Source organism: Psychromonas sp. MME2 (genome assembly GCF_040566515.1).
Classification (GTDB): domain Bacteria; phylum Pseudomonadota; class Gammaproteobacteria; order Enterobacterales; family Psychromonadaceae; genus Psychromonas.
Genome location: NZ_JBEWXI010000012.1, coordinates 212781 through 234106, shown reverse-complemented (window position 1 = coordinate 234106; position 21326 = coordinate 212781). Strand labels below are relative to the sequence as shown.

Annotated in this window: 22 protein-coding genes and 1 pseudogene; 12 read left to right on the top strand and 11 right to left on the bottom strand. The window is 37.9% G+C overall.

Features of this window, described 5'->3' with window-relative positions:
* Positions 1-7: 7 nt before the first annotated feature.
* From AB1A03_RS11400 to AB1A03_RS11390, 3 genes are all read right to left on the bottom strand, one after another.
* Positions 8-721 (bottom strand): DUF3379 family protein, encoded by a 714-nt coding sequence (locus tag AB1A03_RS11400; RefSeq protein WP_354624768.1) that lies wholly within the window; start codon positions 719-721, stop codon positions 8-10.
* A complete protein-coding gene (locus tag AB1A03_RS11395) occupies positions 714-1223 on the bottom strand; it encodes a sigma-70 family RNA polymerase sigma factor (protein WP_354625302.1) in 510 nt (169 codons plus the stop codon). The genes AB1A03_RS11400 and AB1A03_RS11395 overlap by 8 nt, the downstream gene beginning before the upstream one ends.
* A 182-nt stretch (positions 1224-1405) precedes the next feature.
* Positions 1406-2563 (bottom strand): FAD-dependent monooxygenase, encoded by a 1158-nt coding sequence (locus AB1A03_RS11390; protein WP_354624767.1) that lies wholly within the window; start codon positions 2561-2563, stop codon positions 1406-1408.
* 188 nt (positions 2564-2751) lie between these two features.
* Between AB1A03_RS11390 and miaB the strand changes: the two are divergent.
* From miaB to yrfG, 11 genes and pseudogenes are all read left to right on the top strand, one after another.
* Positions 2752-4183 (top strand): annotated as a pseudogene (miaB, locus tag AB1A03_RS11385) (tRNA (N6-isopentenyl adenosine(37)-C2)-methylthiotransferase MiaB).
* 45 nt (positions 4184-4228) lie between these two features.
* Positions 4229-5263, top strand: coding sequence for a PhoH family protein (locus AB1A03_RS11380; protein ID WP_354624766.1), 1035 nt, complete (start codon positions 4229-4231; stop codon positions 5261-5263).
* Positions 5263-5742, top strand: coding sequence for an rRNA maturation RNase YbeY (gene ybeY / locus AB1A03_RS11375; protein WP_354624765.1), 480 nt, complete (start codon positions 5263-5265; stop codon positions 5740-5742). The genes AB1A03_RS11380 and ybeY overlap by 1 nt, the downstream gene beginning before the upstream one ends.
* Positions 5743-5747: 5 nt before the next feature.
* Positions 5748-6608 carry a CNNM family magnesium/cobalt transport protein CorC gene (gene corC, locus AB1A03_RS11370; protein ID WP_354624764.1) on the top strand — a complete coding sequence of 287 codons (861 nt, stop codon included), beginning with the start codon at positions 5748-5750 and terminating at the stop codon, positions 6606-6608.
* Between the two features lie 115 nt (positions 6609-6723).
* The gene (lnt, locus tag AB1A03_RS11365) at positions 6724-8166 is read left to right on the top strand and encodes an apolipoprotein N-acyltransferase (RefSeq protein ID WP_354624763.1); all 1443 of its coding nucleotides are present in this window, start codon (positions 6724-6726) and stop codon (positions 8164-8166) included.
* Positions 8167-8354: 188 nt separating this feature from the next.
* Positions 8355-9083 carry an ATP-dependent zinc protease family protein gene (locus AB1A03_RS11360; protein WP_354624762.1) on the top strand — a complete coding sequence of 243 codons (729 nt, stop codon included), beginning with the start codon at positions 8355-8357 and terminating at the stop codon, positions 9081-9083.
* An 8-nt stretch (positions 9084-9091) separates the two neighbouring features.
* Positions 9092-9538 (top strand): UUP1 family membrane protein, encoded by a 447-nt coding sequence (locus AB1A03_RS11355; protein WP_354624761.1) that lies wholly within the window; start codon positions 9092-9094, stop codon positions 9536-9538.
* Complete coding sequence (locus tag AB1A03_RS11350; protein WP_354624760.1) at positions 9498-10622, top strand: UUP1 family membrane protein; 1125 nt, start codon at positions 9498-9500, stop codon at positions 10620-10622. Before AB1A03_RS11355 ends, AB1A03_RS11350 begins: the two co-directional genes overlap by 41 nt.
* Complete coding sequence (locus tag AB1A03_RS11345) at positions 10622-11575, top strand: alpha-L-glutamate ligase-like protein (RefSeq protein WP_354624759.1); 954 nt, start codon at positions 10622-10624, stop codon at positions 11573-11575. The genes AB1A03_RS11350 and AB1A03_RS11345 overlap by 1 nt, the downstream gene beginning before the upstream one ends.
* A 211-nt stretch (positions 11576-11786) precedes the next feature.
* Positions 11787-11963, top strand: coding sequence for a hypothetical protein (locus tag AB1A03_RS11340; RefSeq protein ID WP_354624758.1), 177 nt, complete (start codon positions 11787-11789; stop codon positions 11961-11963).
* A gap of 286 nt (positions 11964-12249) precedes the next feature.
* Complete coding sequence (yrfG, locus tag AB1A03_RS11335) at positions 12250-12918, top strand: GMP/IMP nucleotidase (protein WP_354624757.1); 669 nt, start codon at positions 12250-12252, stop codon at positions 12916-12918.
* A gap of 108 nt (positions 12919-13026) precedes the next feature.
* Here the strand turns inward: yrfG and AB1A03_RS11330 are convergent, their stop codons facing one another.
* The 8 genes from AB1A03_RS11330 to zapE all read right to left on the bottom strand — a co-directional run bounded on the left by AB1A03_RS11330 (position 13027) and on the right by zapE (position 19385).
* The gene (locus AB1A03_RS11330; RefSeq protein ID WP_502945949.1) at positions 13027-13449 is read right to left on the bottom strand and encodes a ClpXP protease specificity-enhancing factor; all 423 of its coding nucleotides are present in this window, start codon (positions 13447-13449) and stop codon (positions 13027-13029) included.
* A 105-nt stretch (positions 13450-13554) separates the two neighbouring features.
* The gene (gene sspA, locus AB1A03_RS11325) at positions 13555-14190 is read right to left on the bottom strand and encodes a stringent starvation protein SspA (protein ID WP_354624756.1); all 636 of its coding nucleotides are present in this window, start codon (positions 14188-14190) and stop codon (positions 13555-13557) included.
* Between the two features lie 104 nt (positions 14191-14294).
* Entirely contained in the window at positions 14295-15029 is a 735-nt protein-coding gene (locus tag AB1A03_RS11320; protein WP_354624755.1) for a cytochrome c1, read from the bottom strand.
* A complete protein-coding gene (locus AB1A03_RS11315) occupies positions 15026-16306 on the bottom strand; it encodes a cytochrome b (RefSeq protein ID WP_354624754.1) in 1281 nt (426 codons plus the stop codon). Before AB1A03_RS11315 ends, AB1A03_RS11320 begins: the two co-directional genes overlap by 4 nt.
* Positions 16306-16896: a ubiquinol-cytochrome c reductase iron-sulfur subunit gene (gene petA / locus AB1A03_RS11310; RefSeq protein ID WP_354624753.1), complete on the bottom strand. Its 591-nt coding sequence runs from the start codon at positions 16894-16896 to the stop codon at positions 16306-16308. The genes AB1A03_RS11315 and petA overlap by 1 nt, the downstream gene beginning before the upstream one ends.
* 327 nt (positions 16897-17223) lie before the next feature.
* Entirely contained in the window at positions 17224-17613 is a 390-nt protein-coding gene (gene rpsI, locus AB1A03_RS11305; protein WP_354624752.1) for a 30S ribosomal protein S9, read from the bottom strand.
* Positions 17614-17626: 13 nt separating this feature from the next.
* On the bottom strand, positions 17627-18055 hold the full coding sequence (gene rplM / locus AB1A03_RS11300; RefSeq protein ID WP_354624751.1) for a 50S ribosomal protein L13: 429 nt from the start codon (positions 18053-18055) through the stop codon (positions 17627-17629).
* 220 nt (positions 18056-18275) lie between these two features.
* On the bottom strand, positions 18276-19385 hold the full coding sequence (gene zapE, locus AB1A03_RS11295) for a cell division protein ZapE (protein WP_354624750.1): 1110 nt from the start codon (positions 19383-19385) through the stop codon (positions 18276-18278).
* 358 nt (positions 19386-19743) lie between these two features.
* On the opposite strand from zapE, the gene pykF reads away from it, so the two are divergent.
* The gene (gene pykF, locus AB1A03_RS11290; protein ID WP_354624749.1) at positions 19744-21153 is read left to right on the top strand and encodes a pyruvate kinase PykF; all 1410 of its coding nucleotides are present in this window, start codon (positions 19744-19746) and stop codon (positions 21151-21153) included.
* The last annotated feature ends 173 nt before the right edge of the window (positions 21154-21326 follow it).

The following is a 21326-nucleotide window of genomic DNA, read 5'->3' as shown; positions in this document are numbered from 1 at the left end:
AACGAATTTAAATATTCCAAACAACATTTGTTTCAAGCTTATGCTGCATTTTTTCTAGGGGTTCATTTTTTTCACCAACGATAACGACATTGGCACGCCCCATTTTTTCCGTAATACCTTTTAAATGCTGATTATTAAATTTTGCTGTTTCTGTAAACTGCGCATCTTCAGGGACAACAAAGACGGTCACTTTTCCCTTTTCACCTTGAACAATCATGTGCAAAGCCGGTATCCCTTCAAATGAGCAGTAATTAACATATAACACTTCACCAATGTCACTTTGCAATTGCGCGCCATAGCTCGCCAATTTGGCGTTAACTGTGGTGATGGACGCTTGTTCATTAAGTTTGTCAGTAAAATAGTACTCTTCTTGAACATGCTGCAGCGCTACCTGCCCTATATCGGCAGGTGCCAACTTAATGTTATTTAATAAGGGTAAACTAATGCCTATTATAAATGCAATGGATGCCGCGATAGCGACATGCCAACGACTGCTTAATACCCTTTCATGTTCAACAACAAAACTTTGTTCTAGCAAAATTTTATTACTTAGCTCTTCAGGTACATCTACTTTCAATAAAGACTGTAACTTCGCGTCAAACAGCTTAGCTTCTTTGACCAAGGCTTTATCTTGTTCTACGGCTTCTTGGCGCTGCAAAAATGCTTCACTTTTATCGTTTGGTGTGGCAACGGCTGTATGACGAAATAAGATATCATCCATTTGCTTTTTCACCTTCTTCTTGCACTGTTTCCAGTGATGATTTTAATAAATTTTTTGCTCTAAACAATCTTGTTAATACGGTGTTTTTATTGAGGTCCAACTGTACAGCGATCTCCTCAGCACTAAAACCAGCAATAAGTTGCAACAATAAAGGCTCTTTATATTCAACCGATAACATAGATATTTTACGTATTAATAGCTCATTATCCATATCACGATCTGAATCAGATGGTCCAGCCACCTCATAATCATCGATATCAACCAACGGCAACTGCTTTCGCTCAAAACGACGGGCATTTTCCCGACGCAAGATGGTAAACAGCCAGCCTTTAGCAGACTTATCATCTTGTAAGCTATCTAAATTCTTCCATGCACGTAAACATGTCTCTTGCACCAAATCTTGCGCAACGTCAGGATCATGACAAATCCAATATGCATAGCGATAAAGGTCTGGGCTGTAGATATGTACGAGTGCTTCGTAACGCTTTTGTTTTCTATTCATATCTAACAAGACCGTTGACACCACTTTTTTATTGCGCTGGCGAGTAAATAAATTCAATAACAGTGTCCCTTTGTAAAATTTTTAAATATGTAGAAACAAATACTAACATTGCAGTACACGAGCGAACACCCATTTTATATACTAAGTAATGCGCTTTACCATGCTTCGCCTATCTTCAAGCCTTACAATCCCATCGCATATTTCATTACTTTATTTTTTAACCCACCACTATGCTGAGCTGCCGATAACACCCCTTTACGTAAAATACGTAATAGTGGTAACTCTGATTTACTGCTTTTGTAAAACAAATCCATCGCAGTCTGCATCACTAAGTTAGCGGGTTTACGCATTGATTGATAGCGTTGTAATATATTATTGATAGGTAAATCAGCACAATGTTGCAATAAATCAACGAGGCATTGCACATCTTTAAAACCTAAGTTAACCCCCTGCCCAGCTAAAGGGTTAATGGTATGTGCAGCATCACCTAATAACACACAACGGCCTTGATAATAACGCTGAGCATGACGACGAGTTAACGGAAAGCCACCTTTATCTTGTACTGAAAAATCAAAGGATAGAGCAGGAAATTCTTGTAAGATAGCGAGCTTAAGTTGCTCATTAGAAAGTGATTGTAACTGTTTTATTTTTTGTGGTTTATGGTACCAAACTAAACAGGCATTGTTATTCGCTAAGGGTAAAAAGGCGCAGGGGCCGCTCTCTCGAAACTCTTGCCAAGTGATATTTTGCTGCGCAATATCTGTTTTAATTGTGATGAGCAGGCATTGTTGGCGATAATCCCAAGCCGTAATACCAATCTGCAATAATTGCCGAACCGCTGAATTCCCACCGTCACAGGCAATTAATAAGTCAGCTCTCAGACTCTGCTCGTCATCTAATAGGAGAGAGACCTCTGCATAACCATTGACAATTTTTTTTACCTGCCTTTTTTCGTACAAACAGACATTATCAAGCTGTTTTAATTTATCCCACAAAGCAGATTGAATAAGCCTATTTTCGGCGATATACCCTAAAGCCTCGAGACCAACAGCTTGACTATCAAAGCACAATTTTTCACTACTTTTCTCCCAGGTTTGTAATCTCTGATAGGCACATAACCGCGATTTGGGTAGATTATCCCAAATACCCGCTGCTACGAGTATATTTTTACTTTGCGCACTAAAAGCAGAAACACGTAAATCAAAACCATCATTTTCCATAGGTCTGATACAGGGAGACTTTTCGATCAACTTAACCTTATTACCTAGCTGTGCCAATAGCAAAGCAGTAAGCGCACCGACCATCCCACCGCCAACAACAATAACTTCTCTATTTTGCACTAAACCTTCCTCAACTAGGTATTTCAATTAATAGCGTTACTATAACAAAGCTTATTATAAGCAACTATCTTTCTTTATACTGAACTTAGGGAGGGATCAACTAAGATTAAACAAACAGTAGCAAGATCGCGTTGATGTGCGTAAAATGCCACCTCTATTTTTTTATAAGCACGAATGAGCAAGAAATTATGAGTATGAAGTTACACGTCAAAACTTGGGGTTGTCAGATGAATGAATACGATTCATCTAAAATGGCCGATTCTATTAAATTCAACTAATGGTTATATCGCGACCGATAGTGCCGAAGATGCCGACGTTATTCTACTGAATACTTGCTCTATTCGAGAAAAAGCGCAAGAAAAAGTATTCCATCAACTTGGACGCTGGAAAAAATTAAAAGATAACAAGCCAGACCTAATTATTGGTGTCGGGGGCTGTGTTGCATCACAAGAAGGCAAAGCTATCCGTACTCGTGCGCCCTATGTGGATATTGTATTTGGACCACAAACATTACATCGCCTACCTGACATGATAAAAGAGATAAGAGAAAATAAAGGGGCTGTGGTCGATGTTAGCTTCCCTGAAATAGAAAAGTTCGATTCCTTGCCAGAGCCAAGAGCGGAAGGAGCTACGGCTTTTGTTTCAATTATGGAAGGCTGCTCTAAGTACTGTACTTTCTGTGTTGTTCCTTATACTCGAGGTGAAGAAGTCAGTCGCCCTCTAGACGATGTACTGTTAGAAATTGCACAACTTGCAGAACAAGGTGTGCGTGAAGTTAATCTGCTGGGACAAAATGTAAATTCATACATTGGTGCAACACATGATGGCGATACCTGTAGTTTTGCAGAGTTATTGCGTTATGTCGCCTCGATTGATGGCATTGATCGTTTACGTTACACCACCAGTAATCCAATTGACTTTACGGAAGAGATTATTGATGTTTATAGAGATACCCCAGAACTAGTGGATTTTTTACATCTACCAGTACAAGCTGGTTCAGATCGCATTTTAAGTGCCATGAAACGCGGCCATAGCGTAGCTCAGTACAAAGAAAAAATTGCACAACTCAAAGCCGTTCGCCCCAATTTAACCATCAGTAGTGATTTTATTGTTGGTTTCCCTAATGAAAGCGATGACGATTTCCAACAAACAATGGATCTAATTAATTATATTGGTTTTGATACCAGCTATAGCTTCATTTATAGTCAACGCCCAGGCACGCCGGCAGCTGATATGCCTGATGATGTAAGCCCTGAAACTAAAAAACAGCGTTTAGCTATTTTACAAGATAGAATTCATCAAAACTCTCAGCTTATTGGTCGTAAAATGGTCGGCACGGTACAGCGTATATTAGTTGAGGGACCTTCACGAAAAAATATCATGGAACTGTACGGACGCACAGAGAACAATCGCATAGTCAATTTTGAAGGTGACCATCGCTCAATTGGTGGATTCGTTGATGTTGAAATAACCGAAGTGCATACCAACTCCATTCGAGGAAAATTCATTCGGGGTGAATCTGAAATGAATTTACGCGAATCAATTCGCCCAAGTGATATTGTTAATAAACATGAAAATAAATTAGGTGTTGAAACTTTTACGCCTGAATTAAATGCATAAATATAATAAGGGGTATAAATCCCCATATAATGAGGTTTGATAATTTTGACTACAAAGTTAACTACAGTTCATCTTGATTTAGTACCAGCCGATACCAGCCGATTAGCGATTTTGTGCGGTGCCTTTGATGACAATTTAAAACAAATTGAACGTCGTTTAGGTGTTGAAATCGTCTATAAGGGTGCACATTTCCAAATTCTTGGTGAACATCGCTATGCACAAGCTTGTAGTGATTTATTAAAAGATCTTTATATCGAAACATTGACCGTAAAAGGAAAAAGGGCAACCTTAAATGATTCTGATATCCATCTCGCCCTGCAAGCGCTCATTAATAATCATCATTTATTAGAAGTGAAGAGTAACGAACAGCAAACGGCCTACCAAACGTTATCAATTAAAACAAAACGTGGCATCATTAAACCTCGTGGGGAAAATCAAACAAAATATGTCAATAACATGCTCACCAATGATATTAGCTTTGGTATCGGGCCTGCTGGCACAGGTAAAACCTATCTAGCCGTGGCATGCGCCATTGAAGCGTTGGAACGGCAAGAAGTTCGCCGTATATTATTGACTCGTCCAGCCGTTGAAGCGGGTGAAAAATTAGGTTTTTTACCCGGGGATTTATCGCAAAAAGTTGATCCCTATTTACGACCTTTGTATGATGCCCTTTTCGAAATGCTAGGCTTTGAGAAAGTTGAGAAATTAATCGAACGCAATGTAATAGAAATTGCACCTCTTGCCTATATGCGAGGACGCACGTTAAATGATGCATTTGTCATTTTAGATGAGAGCCAAAATACAACTGTTGAACAGATGAAAATGTTTCTAACCCGCATCGGTTTTAATTCGACCGCGGTTATCACCGGCGACATTACACAGATCGATTTACCTCGGCATCAGAAATCAGGATTACGTCATGCGATTGAAGTACTGGGTGAAATCGATGATGGAATCAGTTTTAGCTTCTTTGTCGCTGATGATGTTGTTCGACATCCAGTTGTGGCTCGCATCGTCAAGGCCTATGAAGCCTTTGACCGAAAAACTGAATTAGCAGCGGAGCATATGGAGAAAAAATAATGCGACTTTATATTGATTTACAAATAGCGACTATTAATCAACAATCATTACCCTCATTAGCAATGATGCAAGAATGGGTTAGTGCAGCAATCACTGCGGGTTCAAAATCGCTACGCAAAAGAGCAGAAGTCACGGTACGTATTGTTGAACTCATTGAGAGTCAGCAATTAAATAATCAATATAGAGCTCAAGACAAGCCAACCAATGTCCTTTCATTTCCTTTTCAAAATCCCCCAGGGTTAACATTACCACTACTTGGGGATCTTATTATTTGTAAGGAAGTTGTTGAAAGTGAAGCAATAGCACAAAAAAAAGAGCTAACTGCTCACTGGGCACATATGCTCATTCATGGTACCTTGCACCTTTTAGGTTATGATCATATCATTGATGAGCAAGCTGAAAAAATGGAATCAATCGAAACAGAGCTGTTAATCAAACTTGATTTTGCAGATCCCTATTTAAGTGAAAAGAGTAAATAAAATTAATGTCTGATGACAAGCAAGAGCAACTAGACGAGCCTAAACCTGGATTATTTGATAAAATTGGTAACCTTTTTAATGGCGTTCCAAAAAATAAAAAAGAGTTATTAGAAATTATTCAAGGTGCAAAACAACGTGAGATCATCGATCAAAAAACCAAAGATATGATCAAAGGCGTGCTTGATGTCTCTAAATTACGCGTTCGTGATATCATGATACCGCGAGCGCAAATGATAACGCTTGGTTTACATCAAAGTGTACAAGAATTTCTTCCTCAGCTTATCGAATCATCACACTCGCGTTTCCCGGTGATAACCGAGGATAAAGACCATATAGTCGGTTTGCTTTTGGCCAAAGACTTACTTGTATACGGCTTCAGCAGCGAGGCACACGATTTTAAAATTGAAGATATTCTTCGTGAAGCGGTTGTTGTCCCAGAAAGTAAACGTCTCGATACACTGCTAAAAGAGTTTCGCAGCCAACGCTACCACATGGCCATTGTTGTTGATGAATATGGTGGTGTATCAGGGTTGGTCACTATTGAAGATATTCTCGAAGTAATTGTGGGTGAAATAGAAGATGAATATGATGATGTCGATATTGCTGAAATACGCAAAATAGGCAAAAGAACCTATGCGGTCAATGCACTCACCTCTATCGAAGACTTTAATGATTATTTTTTAACAAAATATAGTAATGAAGAGCAAGATACGATAGGTGGATTAATCACACATAAACTTGGCCATTTACCAGCAAGAGAAGAAATTGCAGTCATTGATGGCTACAAGTTTAAGGTAACTAAAGCTGATAGCCGTCGTTTAATACAATTGCAAGTACGTATTCCTAAAGAGCGAAAAACCGATTGATAAATAGTATATTCAGTCATCTGCGCCGATTTATAGGACAGATTTGGGGGCAACTGATTGTTGCCTTTGTTTTGGGTGTCGTACAAATTTTTGCATTTGCACCATATCAACACGAATGGGTCATTTATCCCTCTTTGGTCGCTTTTTTCTATTATTTGACCATCTACACAAGACCACTAAACACTATTTTTTAGTGAGTTTTACTTTTAGCATTGCCTTTTTTATCGGTACCATCCACTGGGTCTATGTGAGCATGGACCTATTTGGTGGCATGCCAATGTTAGTCAATCTATTACTCATCCTTATTTTATGTGCCTATTTAGCGCTTTTTCCAACCTTAGCATTATGGCTAAATGCCCGCTTTTTCTGGCTTAATAAAAGCATTCGCTATCTTTTATTAACACCCGTTTTGTGGTTAATATCTGATTGGTTAAGAGGATTTGTTTTAACAGGATTCCCATGGGCCTATTTAGGTTATAGCCATGCAGATACCCCTCTCGTTGGTTATGCGCCTATTTTAGGTGTTCAAGGTGTAACCCTCGCAATTATGATTATCTGTGGTGCACTGGCATTACTGCTACAAAGAGAAAAAATATTCTTAAATATTACCCTTATCTGTATTTTATTCATAACGGGCAGTGCATTAAAAACAAAGGAATATACAGATCAACAACCTGCGCAAATGGCCTCTTTAGTACAGGGAAATATAGCGCAAAAGGAAAAGTGGTTACCAGAACAGCTCTACCCCTCGCTGTTTAAATACCTTGACCTTAGTGAGACAGGTTTAGATGACCAACCAGAGCTGATCATCTGGCCTGAGTCAGCCATTGCAGCACTTGAACTAGATATGCAAAATTTCTTACAACCACTTTCAGAAAGCCTAGCCATTCGCAACAAAACACTGATCACTGGAATAATTGGTTATACACGTAAAACGGATCAATATTATAATACCATCATTGCACTGGGTAAGTTACCCGCTGGGAGTGATTATTCTTTAACGGGCGGTAATCGCTATCAAAAACATCATCTGTTACCGATCGGTGAATTTGTTCCCTTCGAAAACCTATTACGTCCACTTGCCCCTTATTTCAACCTACCGATGTCAAGCTTTGCTCGAGGTTCGGAGGTACAAAATAACTTACAATCTCCAGAGTCAGCAATAGCCGCTGCATTATGTTATGAAATCGCATTCCCAGAACTATTAAGACAAAACATAACAGCAACCACAGGCACAATCTTAACAATTAGTAATGATGCATGGTTTGGCAACTCAATCGGTCCCGACCAGCATTTACAAATTGCAAGAATGCGCGCCATTGAATTTGCTCGCCCACTACTACGCGTCACAAATAATGGTGTTACGGCTATGTTTGATAGGAATGGCGATGAAATCGCTCGGCTAGAACGCGATAAAGCGGCGGTATTGAGCCATTTATTTAAGCCTGCGATAGGCAAAACACCTTATCAAAACTATGGCTCAATACCATTACAAATCTACTGCACATTGATATTGCTAGGCGTGTTTATATACCGAAAAGTAAAAACTCACAATTAGCACTTATCCATCACATGAAACGACTATCAAAAGCTAAACCAATGGTTCGTTGCGTAATAAAAATTAACTACACACTATAAAAAATTAATAAGTTACAGATAACAACACAATAAAAATGCTACTATTACCATTATATAAAATATATTTTATAATTTATTAGGTTATCAAATAGTAGTTAAGGAATTTTTATGCCATTAAATAAATGTACAATGACACTTTTACTCACTTTTTTTCTCCTTTCAGGGTGTGCAGTAACAAGTAATGAAGTACAAGAAAAACAATTAAATGATTTACAAACATCTTTACAAGAAAATCAACAACAAAATAAAGCATTACAAAGCAAACTAGTTGAAAAAGAAACTGAACTAGCAAAAAGCAAAACAAAAGTTGCTCAATTAACAACGCTAACAAATACATTAAAAGCAGAAGTTAAAACAGCAAATGCAGCAACCAATAACAGTGTAGAAAAAATTGGTAATAAAACGATTCTTGGACAGACTGAATGGGTATACATCTCTTCAGCAAAAAGTAATTTTAAAGGGAGAATTGATACCGGAGCGACCACCTCTTCACTTAATGCCCAAGATATCCAAAGATTTGAACGCGATGGTCAAAAATGGGTTCGTTTTACACTACCCCATGTAAATGAAGAGAAAGGCACACCAATAGAAGCAAAAATTGACCGTATCGCTAAAATTGTACAATCAAGCAATCCTGGTGTAGAAAATGAACGTATCGTAGTTAAGTTACGTATTCACCTTGGTGGTATTTCAACCTTGACAGAGTTCACTCTTGCTGACCGTTCACATATGGAATACCCCGTTTTAATTGGCCGTACATTCATGCAAGATCTTGTACTTGTTGATATTAGCCAAGAATATATTCACCCCAAATATAAATCAAAAACTAAAGAGTAAGGAATCCTATGAAGGCTCGTATTTTATTTTATGCATTAGTTGCAGGGCTGTTTAGCATTGGTATATTTCAAACAGTACAACGACACATTGCCTTTGATATTCCTTGGTTACCAGGAGAAACTCGTACTATTTGGAATATTGATGCTAAGGTTAGTTTTGAAGCGAATGGTGAGCCTATTATCGCTTCATTATCTATCCCGACTCAGCAAGCTGGATATAATCAAATATCACAAACAGCTTCATCGCCTGGCTATGGGCTATCATTTTTAGATGAAAATGGACACGCGTTGGCACAATGGACTAAACGTGAAGCCAATGGCACACAAACACTCTACTATAATGTACAAATGCTTGTGAGTGATAAAATTGATGCCCCACAAATAACCGCCCTGCCACCTTTATTTGAAAAAGAATATGAAGCCTCAGCATATACAGCAGGAAAAGATTCTCATTAAAGATGCCATGGCAACAAGTGCCGATGCATATAGTTTCGCTCGTGAAATAATCAAGCAACTTAATGACCAAAATCCAAACCAAAATGTGACATTGCTATTATCACGAGCCACTTCAAAAGCAGACTTACTGATCTCACTGCTAAATGAAGCTGAAATACCAAGCAAAAAAATTGCAGCGCTTGAATTAGAGGATGGTTTTAGACAACAGCAATTATCGTATTTCGTTGAAGTGTTTGAAGAAAAAGATGGCGATATTACATCAAAACTATTCAACCCTGAAAACCTGCAAGCAGTCAATCGTGATAATTTATTGCTTTGGGATCAAAGCGGCAAGGCCGTTATTGAGCTGACTGGCGGAGAAAACTCTCGCATCAGTTTTTCTATGATCAAACAAGAACACCCTGCTTTATCCGCCTTGCTACAAAAATCAGATAACGACCATTTGTTCAATTTTTCAATACATAGCCTACCTATTGAAGACCAATCAACCTTTAAAAATATTTTAATGATTCCATTAGGTGTGCTAATTGTTGTTATTATGCGCGTACTAATTGGACTTAAAACATCAGGTACATTCATGCCTGTTTTAATCGCCATGGCATTTATTCAAACCAGTCTGATAACCGGGATTTTAGGTTTTCTGCTACTCGTAGCGGTTGGCTTATTTATCCGTTCATATCTTTCACACCTCAATTTATTACTGGTGGCACGAATATCGACTGTTATCATCATGGTTATTTTGTTGATCGCTATGTTTAGTGTCCTAGCTTATAAGCTAGGTCTCACTGAAGGATTAAAAATAACATTCTTCCCAATGATCATTCTTTCATGGACCATTGAACGTATGTCGGTTCTATGGGAAGAAGAAGGCCCTAAACAGGTTATGCTACAAGGTGGTGGAAGCTTAATTGTTGCAGTGCTCGCCTATTTCGCCATGAGCAACGTGGTCACTCGCTATTTAATGTTTAACTTTATTGGATTACAGTTTGTTGTTATGTCATTAGTACTCGTACTCGGAAGCTATACGGGTTACCGTTTATTAGAGCTACGCAGATTTAGACCCTTAGCTAACAAGGAAAAATAATGTTATTTGCGAATCCATTTACACTAAAGGCTAATGGAGTGCTTGGCATGAACCAACGTAACGGTCGCTATATTGGCCGTTATAATCCACGTAGGCTTTATCCTTTAGTTGATAATAAGTTACAAACTAAAATAATAGCCCAAAAGGCCAATGTCACAACACCCGCTTTATTAGGTGTTATATCCGTACAAGCTGAAGTTGACGGCGTTGAAAAATATATTAAAGATGCGCCTGGTTTTGTTATTAAGCCTGCAAAAGGTAGTGGTGGTAAAGGTATTTTAGTTATTACTAAAATTGAGAATGGTCGCTATTTTAAAGCCAGTGGTAGCGAAGAAAGCCTATCGGAAATTAAACGCCATGTTACAGATATTCTTGCAGGATTGTTTAGTTTAGGGGGAGGCGCTGATGTTGCCGTTATTGAAGGACTTATCCAGTTTGATAATGCCTTTGATGGATTTAGTTTTGAAGGTGTTCCCGATGTTCGCGTAATCGTCTTTAAAGGCTTTCCTATAATGGCGATGATGCGACTTTCAACCGCAGCATCCAATGGTAAAGCTAATTTGCATCAAGGTGCTGTTGGAGTTGGTGTTGATATAACATCCGGCAGAGCGTTACATGCAGTGCAGTTTGATCAATCAATTAAATTTCATCCTGATACCAATAAAGAGTTAAAAACATTAGAAGTACCACATTGGGAAAGGCTTATTTATCTTGCTGCTAGTTGCTATGAAATGTGTGGAATGGGTTATCTTGGCACTGATATGGTATTAGATCGCGAGCAAGGGCCTATGTTATTGGAGCTCAATGCTCGCCCCGGACTTGCAATTCAAATAGCCAATGGAACAGGCATTTTACCTCGATTAAAGCTTATCGAAAGCTTAGGAGACACAAGTACAATGAGTGTTCAGGAGCGCATTGATTTTTGTAAACAACACTTTACTCCCTCGCGCTAAATAAACAAACCCGTCATTCGTTCATATCGTAACTGAGATGCAATAATGACGGGTTCTGCTATCTTGTTCTAACTTATATTTTATTCTGGCCAAACAGGCAGCTTTTAATAAGCAGTTATATACTAAGAGTAGTTAATTGAGATAATGAACTAATCGCAAATTTACTAGCTTAGTGCCTATATTAATCTGTAGATAAAAGGGGGGAACGAAAATGAGTAATCACGAAAATTCAACAGCGTTACTGATGGAAGTGCCACTATTATTAGAAGCAATGATTTTAGAATTAGAGCTTCGTGGCTGTGAAAATCATCACCCAATAGTTAGTAAAGCAAAAGCAATGCAAAATAAAATAAAACAGTTAAATAATAATGCCAATTCCATTAATTAGATGATTTATTTAGGTAGAAGAATAAATCAATAACAGTGCGCATATATTTTAGAGTAGATAACACTAATCCGCATAAGTATCTACTCTATCTTGTTTGTTAAAAGAATAGACTGCGATTACTATTGAATCTCGCGCCCTCCTGCTCTCCCTTATTTTTCCTCAGCAAGCTATGACCATAATATTATGCAAATTGCTATAATGGCATAACAGGTATAACTGGTATAACTGGTATACCCATCAGAATAAGAAGGTATACTTACATTATTGAATTAAACAAGAGACAACTATGTTTGACTGGAATAACGTAGATACCGTACTGTTAGATATGGACGGCACATTATTAGATTTACGCTTTGATAACCAATTTTGGCTAGAACAATTACCCGTTGCCATTGCCCGTAAAAATAACATATCTATAGAAGTTGCTAAAACAAAAATAACAAGCCAATACAATGCAGTAAAAGGAACGCTTGATTGGTATTGTATTGATTACTGGAGTAAGCAAACGGGTATAGATATTCGTCAATTAAAACGCAGCAATGCAAAAAACATTAGCATACGTATCGATGTTATTGCCTTTTTAATTGCATTGCAGGAACGTAATATTGAAAGAGTATTGCTAACAAATGCACATCCAGATAGTTTAAGCCTTAAAATGGAGCAAACAGGACTAGATCAACATCTTGACCATCTCTATTCTACGCATCAATTTGGCCACTGTAAGGAATCTTTAACGCTTTGGCAGCGCTTACAAGCACATCATCCTTTTAATCCAGAAAGGACCTTATTTATTGATGACAATGAAGATCTACTGCTAGTCGCTCGTCAATTTGGAATACGTCATGTACTTGGAATTAAAAACCCAGACTCAACTAAACCAATGCAACTATTTAATGATTGCCTATCAATTGATGACTACGGGATATTAACTAAGCAGTTAACAGAAATAGAATAATTACCTATTCATTTACGTAACGGTTATGATAATAAAGCTTTGTAAATGGCAAAATGATCACTTTGCCATCATATCAATAACTTCTTAAATGCTTAACGGTATGATTTATTATTTAACTATCGTCAAGCTAGGGCGTTTATGTTTAGTCTCTTTTTGCAAAGAATGGTCTGCACTATTATCTTTATTGCTATCTTTATCAAGCGCTTCATAGGCAGGCTCTGAAGGGAAAATAGTACCCGCACCATTTTCTCTCGCATAAATTCCTTCAATAGCATACAAAGGCACATATACTTGCATTGGAACACCTGAAAATCGCGCATTAAATGCAACTGCATCATCATTCATAGAAAATTGCATCACAAATCGAGGGGCGATATTTAAGACAATTTTTCCATCTTCAATAAACTGTAATGGTACCTCAACACCCGTTTGAGTGGCATCGACAATAATATGTGGCGTACATTCGCTATCGACTATCCAATCATAGAATGCACGTAAAAGGTATGGTCGTTGTACCAACATATTATTCATAATAGAGATCCTATTTGATTAGCAATTGAAAGTTACGGAATGTATATTACCACTCCATAACTAATTTTACTCACGTTAATAGATTAACAACAATTAATTTGCCTATTATCCACCAACACGGATTTCACGCTCAGTTTCAGTCATAGACGCTTGGAAAGACTCACGTTCAAAGACCTTAACCATGTAACTTTTCAGACCTGCAACATTGTCAAAACCAAGATCAATTTTCAATTCAGGAAGACGCCATAGTAGCGGAGCCATATAACAGTCAACTAGAGTAAACTCTTCTGACATAAAGTAAGCAAAATGGTCAAAAACAGGCGCGATTAATAAAATAGCATCACGTAGTTTTACACGAGCTACTTCTGCATCAGCTTCATCATTACCTAAAATACGGTCTACAAGCGGATACCAATCACTTTCAATACGCTCCATCATTAAACGACTTTTACTGCGTTCAACTGGATAAACAGGCATCAATGGTGGATGAGGGAAACGCTCATCTAAGTATTCCATGATAATACGTGAATTATATAAAACCAGTTCACGGTCTACTAATGTAGGCACGTTATTATAAGGATTAAGTTCAGTTAACTCTTCTGGCCAGTTATCTTCAGAAACAAAAGTTATCTCAACACTAACTCCTTTCTCTGCTAATACGATACGCGTTTGATGACTATATAAGTCAGATGCACCAGAAAAGAGTGTCATGATAGAACGTTTATTTGCGGCTACAGCCATGGAAAACCCCTAATATTTAAATTAAATTGTTCGGTTTAAAAGCAAAAAAGGCAATGACGATCAATATCATCATTGCCAATAATGAATTACGAATAATGGTGACGTTAGTGCACGTCTCGCCAGTACTCTTTCTTCAGCAAGTAACTAAGGATAAATAATACGAGTAGGAAAGCAATTACCCATACCCCCATACTTTCACGCTCGAGTTTATTTGGCTCACCAGAATAGGCCAAGAAGTTTACCAGATCTAATACGGCTTTGTCATACTCATCCGATGACATTTCCCCTTGGCCATTGCTTTCTAAACTGACAATACGCTTATGCTCCACCCCATCAATCATCTCTGTTTCATAAATAGCAGTGGGAATACCCTGCAACTCTTCAAGTACATGTGGCATAGCAACATCAGGAAAAATTACATTATTTACAGCAAAAGGTCTATTTTCATCACGGTAGAAAGAACGTAAATAGGTATAAATCCAATCTGTACCACGAAGTCGAGCAACTAATGTCAAATCAGGAGGTGGACTACCAAACCATTTAGTCGCATCCTTCTTGTCCATACTATTAACCATCAACTCACCAATTTTGCTATCTGTAAAGATGAGATTTTCTTGCATTAACTCATCGGAAATCCCAAGGTCTGTAGCAACACGTTGATAACGTTGGTATCCCGTTGAATGACAAGCAAAACAGTAATTCATAAATAATTTTGCACCACTTTGCAAGGATGCTCTATCGTGCAAATCATTATTTGCTTTATCTAAATGAACATTGCCAGCGGATGCAAAGGCCAGCACTGGTAGTAATGCCATTAAGGCTATCATTAATTTTTTCATTTGAATGTTAACCTCGTTGGTAATGGCTTAGTTCTTTCATTTTTACTGTATAACCAGAGCGCAATAAAGAAACCGAAATAACCGATCGTACCGACACGTGCAATGATGGTGAGTAACGGGGTTGCAGGTAAGGCTCCAAGAATACCTAAAACGATAAAGCTCACGGTAAACTGTGCAATATTCACTTTGTGTATCAAACTACGGTAGCGTATTGATTTAACTTTACAACGGTCTAACCACGGCAAGAAAAATAGAATAACAATTGAACCACCAAAAAAGACAACACCAATTAATTTATCAGGGATAGCACGTAAAATGGCATAGAATGGCGTGTAATACCAAACAGGTGCAATATGGGCGGGTGTTTTTAGGCTATTAGCAGGCTCAAAATTGGGCGCTTCTAAGAAATAACCGCCACCTTCTGGCAGAAAGAAGATAATGGCACAGAACAAAATAAGAAAACCTGCAACCCCCATAATATCTTTGACAGTGAAGTAGGGATGGAAAGGCACAGCATCAATAATATCCTTCTTACCGCTATACTGAGGATGAAAAGTAAATTTTCCTTTCGCTTCAGTAGAGGCACTGCCCTTTTTCTGTTTAATTTCAACTCCATCTGGGTTATTTGAGCCAACCTCATGCAAAGCAACAATATGTAAAAATACAAGAGCTACAATAGATAAAGGCAATGCGACAACATGCAGCGCAAAAAAACGTGTCAATGTCGCACCAGATATAACATAATCACCGCGGATCCACAGTGTTAAATCATCACCGACAATAGGAATTGCACCAAACAACGAGATAATCACTTGCGCTCCCCAAAAGGACATTTGCCCCCAAGGAAGTAGGTATCCCATAAATGCTTCTGCCATTAAAGCGAGAAAGATTAACATACCAAAAATCCAGATCAATTCACGAGGTTTTTGATATGAACCATAGATTAATCCACGAAACATATGTAGGTAAATAACCACAAAGAAGGCGGATGCCCCCGTTGAGTGCATATAACGTAACAACCAACCGTATGGTACATCTCGCATAATATATTCAACGGAAGCGAAGGCGCCCTCTGCTGATGGATTATAATGCATGGTTAACCAGATACCCGTTAATATTTGATTGACCAACACCAGCATCGCCAGTGAACCAAAAAAATACCAAAAGTTAAAATTAACGGGTGTCGGATATTGCGCTAAGTGTTTATTCCATGTTTCCGTCATAGGAATACGAGCATCAATCCACTCTATGGTGCCCGTGACTAATTTATTAAGCATTAGGCATCTCCCTTATCTAAGCCGATTAACACCACACTATCACTCACGTAATGGTGTGGTGGAATAACTAAATTCAATGGTGCAGGTACATTTTGAAAAACGCGTCCAGCCATATCAAATTTGGAACCATGGCAGGGGCAAAAGAAGCCTGATTCGACACCTTCTACTTGCTCAGAAAAACTGTCAGGCAGATAACTCGGTGAACACCCTAGATGTGTACAAATACCCACGGCAATAAAGATATCAGATTTTAAGGAGCGCAACGCATTTGTTGCATAGACTGGCTGTTGAGGCTCTTCTGAATTAGGATCGCGCAGCTGCTCATCTAAAGTCGCTAGCTCATCTATCACCTTTTTAGTACGTGATACTACCCAAACAGGTTTTCCTCGCCACTCAACGCGGATCAATTGTCCCGGTTGTATCTTGCTAATATCGACAGAAACTGGGGCTCCAGCTGCTTTTGCTTTTTCACTCGGGCTCCAAGATTTCACGAAAGGTACCGCCACTGCAGCGGCTCCTACAGCACCAACAACACCTGTTGTTAATGTTAGAAACTTACGGCGACCAGTACTGACAGGCGCATTGCTCATTTAACCATCTCCATTGTGAGCTACTAAAATAGTGAGGATGCACATCATTGCGTGTAAATTACAAATTTGGTGGGTGCATAAACTGCTTGAATTTTAAAGAAACAGGGATAAATTTACAAGCTATTAACATTATTTTTAAGAATGCAACCACATAAAATCACTGCTTAATTGATAATGCTCTCATTAGTACATTAATTTACCGAGTTTATCCCTTTATTTTTAAGGGCAATAACTGTTATGAGAAGAATATCGATAATAGAGGGGGGAAATTTAGATAAAAAAAAGCCCAGTAAACACTGGGCTTTGGCAATTCTGATAACGTAAATATTAACGTTTTGAGAATTGTGGACGTTTACGAGCTTTATGTAGACCCACTTTCTTACGTTCAACTTTACGAGCATCACGTGTAACAAAGCCAGCTGTACGTAATTCCGCACGTAGAGTTTCGTCATATTGCATTAAAGCACGAGTGATACCTAAACGGATTGCACCCGACTGACCTGTATTACCACCACCTTTAACAGTGATGTTTAAGTCAAATTTTTCAAGACTGTCAATAAGTACTAATGGTTGACGAACAACCATACACGCAGTTTCACGACCAAAATATTCGTCAAGATTGCGTTTATTGATAGTGATATTACCGCTACCAGCCTTCATGAATACACGAGCTGTTGAGCTTTTTCGACGACCAGTGCCGTAGTATTGATTTGCCATTGTTTTAATCCTATTAGATGTCTAAAACTTGTGGTTGCTGTGCAGAATGTTGATGCTCAGTACCAGCATAAACTTTCAATTTACGATACATTGCGCGTCCTAAAGGACCTTTTGGCAACATACCTTTTACAGCAGTCTCAATAACACGTTCAGGTGCACGATCGATTAGTTTTTCAAAGCTAATTGATTTAATACCACCGATGAAACCAGTGTGATGGTAGTAAATTTTATTTTTAGCTTTATTACCTGTTACAGTAATTTTCTCAGCATTAATAACGATGATGTAATCACCAGTATCAACATGAGGAGTGTATTCTGCTTTATGTTTACCACGTAAACGTAGAGCAATTTCAGTAGCCAGACGGCCTAAGGTTTTACCTTCAGCATCGACAACAAACCAGTCGCGTGTGACTTCAGCTGGTTTAGCAACAAAAGTTTTCATTAAGTTATACCCAAATTAATGATTTAAAAAACAATTATCAAATTTGATAATCAGAAATGTATTTTGCCATTCCGTATCCCTTCGAATACGTCAAGCGTAAACAATAAATCCACCATGTAATATATTGGGGAGGTGGATAACGTGGGCGGCGACATTGTACAGAAAAAGAGAGCAGAGATCACGTAAATATTGTAATAAAAATAACAATAAACAAATTAGATTAATGATGTGCCTGATGAAGGTATGATTTGCTTTGCATTTCCAATAGCCTAGATATACAACGGTTGAATTCAAAAGATAAGCGCTCACCGATATATAACTGCTCAATTTGTACTTCTGCAGAAATAATTAATGCAACATTATGATCATAAAATTCATCAACCATGGCAATGAAACGCCGTGCTAAATCATCATTCGCCGCGTCCATCTGTTTAACATTAGCAACAATAATAGTGCGATAGATGATAGCAATTTCAATATAATCTAAAACACTTCTAGGGCCGTCACACAAAGCGATAAATTCAATACTTAACGTATTGGCGCTATAGGCAATGGTTTTTATAGAACGATTATTCACCACTATTTCTTGTCCATAATGTTTATCTCCTTGAGCTAGATTTTCAAAATGCGCTTTATTTTGTAATTGCGCCTTCTCATCTAATGGGTATTGGTAAATTTCACTTTCAGTTAACCGTCCTAATCGATAATCTCGCCCACCATCAAGATTAAAAATATCACAATGCTGGTTAATTAAGGCTATCGTTGGTAAGAATCGAGCTCTTTGTAAACCATTTTTATAGAGATCATCAGGGTGAAGATTAGAAGTAGCTAATAAGGTTATCCCCTCGGCAAAAAAAGCATTTAATACACCGGAGATAATCATTGCATCCGTAATATCCTCAACAAAAAATTCGTCGAAACACAATATATCGGTTTCTTTAGCAAATTTTTTCGCAATTTTTGTCAATGGATTAACTTCTCCTTGTAGTTGAGTCAACTCCTTGTGCACACGCAGCATAAAATGATGAAAATGTAATCGTAATTTTCGCTTGGTCGGTAAACTTTGAAAAAAGAGATCCATTAAATAGGTCTTACCTCGTCCCACACCACCATATAAATAGAGCCCATTAATAAAAGGACGTTGTTCAACGGTATTTAATAATTTATTTTTGATACGATCAATTAATCCCCTTGTCACAGGCTTACTAGACTCTCTCGATATCAACTGGTCATATAAGCATTGCAAATGATTAATTGCATCCGCCTGAACGGGATCATGCACAATTTTTTTATTTTTCAAATCGGTTTGATATAAGGAAGATGGTGTCACATAGCGCTCGATATAGGTGAAATATTGTATATATTGTAATTCAAACTACTATCAGTTGATTGTCCAACGACATTTATATCCCCGCATGGCAAGAACACCAGTTAGCATCTAAAGAGCTGTATTAATGAGAAGCAGATCAACATATAATCATTAGTAGTTACAAAAAATTACAGCTAACGCACAAAATTTTACAATAAATTACAATAGTAAAATGAAAAAAAATCCAATTAAATGACAATATACTGGAATAAATCATTTTTTATTGCTGTATTTATTGTAAAATGTGCGCCAGTTAAATAACCAGATTAAATTTTTTTTAAACTATAGCAAAAATCAAACACATTATTGGAGAAAAACTGTGAGAAAAACAAAAATAGTTTGTACTATTGGGCCAAAATCAGAATCAAAAGAGATGCTAACTAAGTTAGTGAACAACGGCATGAATGTCATGCGTCTTAACTTTTCTCATGGTAATTTTGCCGAGCACGGAGCTCGAATTGCAACTATTCGTGAAGTTTGCCAAGAAACAGGTAAAAATGTTGCGATCTTACTAGATACTAAAGGTCCAGAAATCCGTACCGTTAAGCTTGAAAATGGTGCAGATGTACTACTTACTGCTGGTCAAGAGTTTACCCTAACAACAGACCAAACTATTGTTGGTGACAATACTAAAGTAGCTGTAACTTATGAAGGTTTAACTAAAGACCTAGTAATTGGCAATACCGTATTACTTGATGACGGTTTAATTGAAATGACAGTTAAACGTGTTACAGATACAGATGTAATCTGTGAAGTAGTTAATACTGGTGAACTTGGTGAAAACAAAGGTGTTAACTTACCTGGCGTTAAAGTACAGCTTCCAGCACTTTCTGCTAAAGATAAAGGCGATTTAGTATTTGGTTGTGAACAACAAGTTGACTTTATTGCTGCATCATTTATTCGTAAAAAAGAAGATGTTCTTGAAATGCGTGAGCACTTAAAAGCTCACGGTGGTGAAAACATCCAAATTATTTCGAAAATTGAAAACCAAGAAGGTGTGGACAACTTTGATGAGATCCTAGCCGTTTCGGATGCAATCATGGTTGCACGTGGTGACTTAGGTGTTGAAATTGCAGTTGAAGAAGTTATCTTTGCTCAAAAAATGATGATTGAGAAAGCAAATAAAGCACGTAAACCAGTTATCACTGCAACACAAATGCTTGATTCAATGATCAAAAACCCTCGTCCAACTCGTGCTGAAGCAGGCGATGTTGCCAACGCTATCCTAGATGGAACAGATGCGGTAATGCTTTCAGGTGAAAGTGCTAAAGGTAAATACCCAGCTGAAGCAGTAGAGATCATGGCAACTATCTGTGAGCGTACAGATAAAGTTATGCCAACTAAAACAAACATTAAAGAAAAAGATTTACGTATTACTGAAGCGGTTTGTAGCACTGCAGTTAAAAATGCAGAGCAACTTGATGCTAAACTAATCATTGTTGCAACAGGTGCAGGTAAATCAGCTCGTTCACTACGTAAATACTTCCCAACGACGCCAATTTTAGCACTAACGAGCAATCCAAAGACTCGCCAACAATTAGCGTTAACTAAAGGCGTTTCAGCTAAAGTTATCGATGAGCAAAAAACCACAGAAGATTTTTATCAACTAGGTATGGATATGGCTAAAGAGCTTGGCCTTGTTGCTGCGGGTGATAAAGTTGTTATGGTATCTGGTGCGCTAGTTGACTCAGGCACAACAAATACCTCTTCTGTACACGTTATTGCTTAATTGAATAACTAACAGATTAGATAATTGTTCAATAAAAAGCATCACCTTTGCGTGATGCTTTTTTATGTCTATACCCATATTATACCAATCGGAGTAAATAGCGGATCTATTTTGCTGGTTAAAATAACTTACTTTTTTGTTGTAAGTTTCGTAAAGAGGCAACCATTTATGTC